General features: G+C 65.7%; 3 protein-coding genes. 1 reads left to right on the top strand and 2 read right to left on the bottom strand.

Annotated elements, in window-relative coordinates:
- The first annotated feature begins 257 nt into the window (after nt 1-257).
- On the top strand, nt 258-1433 hold the full coding sequence (locus ACLL81_RS01890) for a methyltransferase domain-containing protein (RefSeq protein WP_411286651.1): 1176 nt from the start codon (nt 258-260) through the stop codon (nt 1431-1433).
- A 12-nt stretch (nt 1434-1445) separates the two neighbouring features.
- Here the strand turns inward: ACLL81_RS01890 and ACLL81_RS01885 are convergent, their stop codons facing one another.
- Together ACLL81_RS01885 and ACLL81_RS01880 are read right to left on the bottom strand one after the other, a co-directional pair.
- Nucleotides 1446-1736: a hypothetical protein gene (locus tag ACLL81_RS01885; RefSeq protein ID WP_411286650.1), complete on the bottom strand. Its 291-nt coding sequence runs from the start codon at nt 1734-1736 to the stop codon at nt 1446-1448.
- Nucleotides 1737-1772: 36 nt separating this feature from the next.
- On the bottom strand, nt 1773-2618 hold an 846-nt coding region (locus ACLL81_RS01880; RefSeq protein ID WP_411286649.1), incomplete at its 5' end, for a hypothetical protein.

The following is a 2618-nucleotide window of genomic DNA, read 5'->3' as shown; positions in this document are numbered from 1 at the left end:
TGGCGGGGCCGCGCCGGCTGTCGTCGAGCGATGAACGGGTTGCCGTCTGAACCTCTTCCATGGGGTGTCGCTATTCGGAGTGGATGAGAATCTTGGACCACAATGCCGGCAGCCCGGAGAGGACACTCAGGCCGCCGGTCTGAAGGGGGCCACCGAGACACGCGGCCCAGCGCCGTGAAGGCCGTGTAGCGACATCTGCAGTGATTGCCCTGAGCGTCGCGTTGCCAGATAATCGAGCGCGCCGCCTAGGAGGTTCCATGCCCGCCACCATCGAGAACGTCGACACGATCGCCAAACCCACTGGCTATGAGGCCGGTCGACAGGCCTTTATCTCCACCTTGCGCAAGTCGGTGCTGATGGATGTCGGCGGCGACATGAAGAAGACTTACCTAGAGACCGTCGAGCCGGGCCTGACCAAGGGCGGCAAGGCCCCCAACGGCCGCCAGGTCAAGGCCGCCATGGAAAACAAGCGGATATACCGGTTCTTCACCGCCCTGCGCATCAACGCGCAGGAAATGGTGTTCGAATCCGTCCGCCCGCAGTTGGAGCGCAACGCCGGCAAGCTGATCTCCGCCGCCGCCGCCGCCCGGGCCAAGAACCCTGCTGGCGGGACGCTGGAGCTTAATCCGGACCTTGCGACCCCCCGCTACGTATCGGAGGTCGACGTCCACCTGATGCCCGGCTGCTTCCATAGCGAGCATGCCCCCGACGACGTCCTGCAGGGCGCGCGCAATACCTATGGCACCGTGGTCTTCGGCGGCGCCTTGTCGGGCTATCGCAAGGGCGGCCCCGGCTCGACCATCGCCCACTTCCTCAAGGAGCGGTATCCGGACTTCCAACCGCAGGTGATCGTCGATCTGGCCTGCACCGCAGGCTCCAACACCTTCCCCTACAAGGACGTCTTCCCGGACGCCGAGGTTCACGGGGTGGATGTCGCCGCGCCCTGCCTACGCTATGGCCACGCCCGCGCCGAGGCGACCGGACGCAAGATCCACTTCCACCAGCAGAGCGCCGACAAGCTCGACTTCCCCGACAATAGCGTCGACTTCATCACCTCCAGCTTCTTCCTCCACGAAATCCCCGTGAAGGTGACCAAGGCGGTGATCGCCGAGTGCTATCGGGTGCTGAAGCCCGGAGGCCTGATGATTCACTTCGAACTGCCCCCCGGCAGCGAGGTCGAGCCCTACCACGACTTCTTCCTGGACTGGGACACCTGGCACAACAACGAACCGAGCTATCAGCATTTCCGCGCCCAGGTTCCGCGCGATCTGGTGCTCGGCGCCGGTTTCAAGGAGGAGAACTACATCCAGAACCAGCTACTTAACATGGGTTCGGTCTCGGACGCGGAATTCCGCGCCAATGCCCTGGGCGAGGTCAAGCCGAAACCCGGCTTCGGCGGCGTCTCCTGGTTCACTTTCGGCGCCTGGAAATAACGCTGGGGGGAGCTACCCCCGGTCCGCCCGGACGGTCCTGAACAGCCGCTCCAGAAACAGCTCCCGCCACTCGACCCGCTCGGCTTCGGCTGCCTCACTGGGCTGATAGTCGTCGATCTTGGCGCGCTCGATGAGCTTTGCCTCGTCGAGCATTCGCTCCACCGTGTCCAGCCGCTGGTAGACGGCGTACAGCTCCGCCGACATCTCCAGGACCATAGTGACCAGGTGGTCGATATTCGCATCCTCGAACACCACCGGTCGCTTGCCCTTGGCGATCTTGGGCAAGGCGATCTTGTCGGTCATGGAAAAGCTCCCTGTGCGTTTTGGTTGGGCTGCGGTCTAGGCCCGCGGCGTCGGTTCGGCCGCCGCCGGCGCCAAGGCGTCGATCTCCTGCACGGTCGTGCGGTACGGCTTCAGCCCCAGGATCAGCAGGGTGACCGCCAATGGTCCCGCCACAGACGAAACGATCATGATGGCCTGTCCCAGCCCTTCCTTACGGCCCAAATTGTCGGCCAGGGCGCCGACGACGGGCGCTCCCAGGAAGTTGGCGACCAGCCCGTTGGCCAGATAGTAGAAGGCCATGATCTGGCCGCGGATGTTGCCGGGCGCGATGGCGATCATCGAGGTCGGGCCCGCCGCCGTGGCGATGGACTGGCCGAACAGGGCGCCGAATAGGGCGACGAGCGCCAGCACCGCGGCCGGCGCCAGGGGAAGAAGCGCGAACGACACCGCCAGAATCGTCACGCCCAATATCAAGGCGCGGACCGCCCCGTCCACCCGGCCGCGCTGGGTGAGCTTCGACATCAGCCAGATGCCGGTAACGGTGCCCAGGGGCCCGGCAATGAAGAACAAGATGCCAGTGGCGCGGGCTAGGTCCCCCACCGCCCAGCCCCAGTTGCGGGCGAAGATGGGCGCCACCCACTGGGCGTTGGTCCCGATGATGATGTTGCCTATGGCTCCGGCGGAGATCGCGCCGAAGGTACGCCACCGGCGCAGCACGAACCCCAGCGCCACGCCGATGCCGCGCCCGTCGCCGCCTATGGTGCGCAGATCTCGCCTAGGGGGCTCGCGCACGGTCAGCAGGACCAGGGCCGCGATCATCAGCCCAGGCAGGCCGACTCCCAGGAATGCGCCCTGCCACGGGCTGATTTCACCGACCAGGGGCACCGCGATCGCCGGCAGGGA

The organism is Phenylobacterium sp. (assembly GCF_046590535.1).
Lineage (GTDB): Bacteria > Pseudomonadota > Alphaproteobacteria > Caulobacterales > Caulobacteraceae > Phenylobacterium.
Note: the sequence above shows the minus strand (reverse complement) of the source record. Positions and strands in the feature narration are given on the sequence as shown.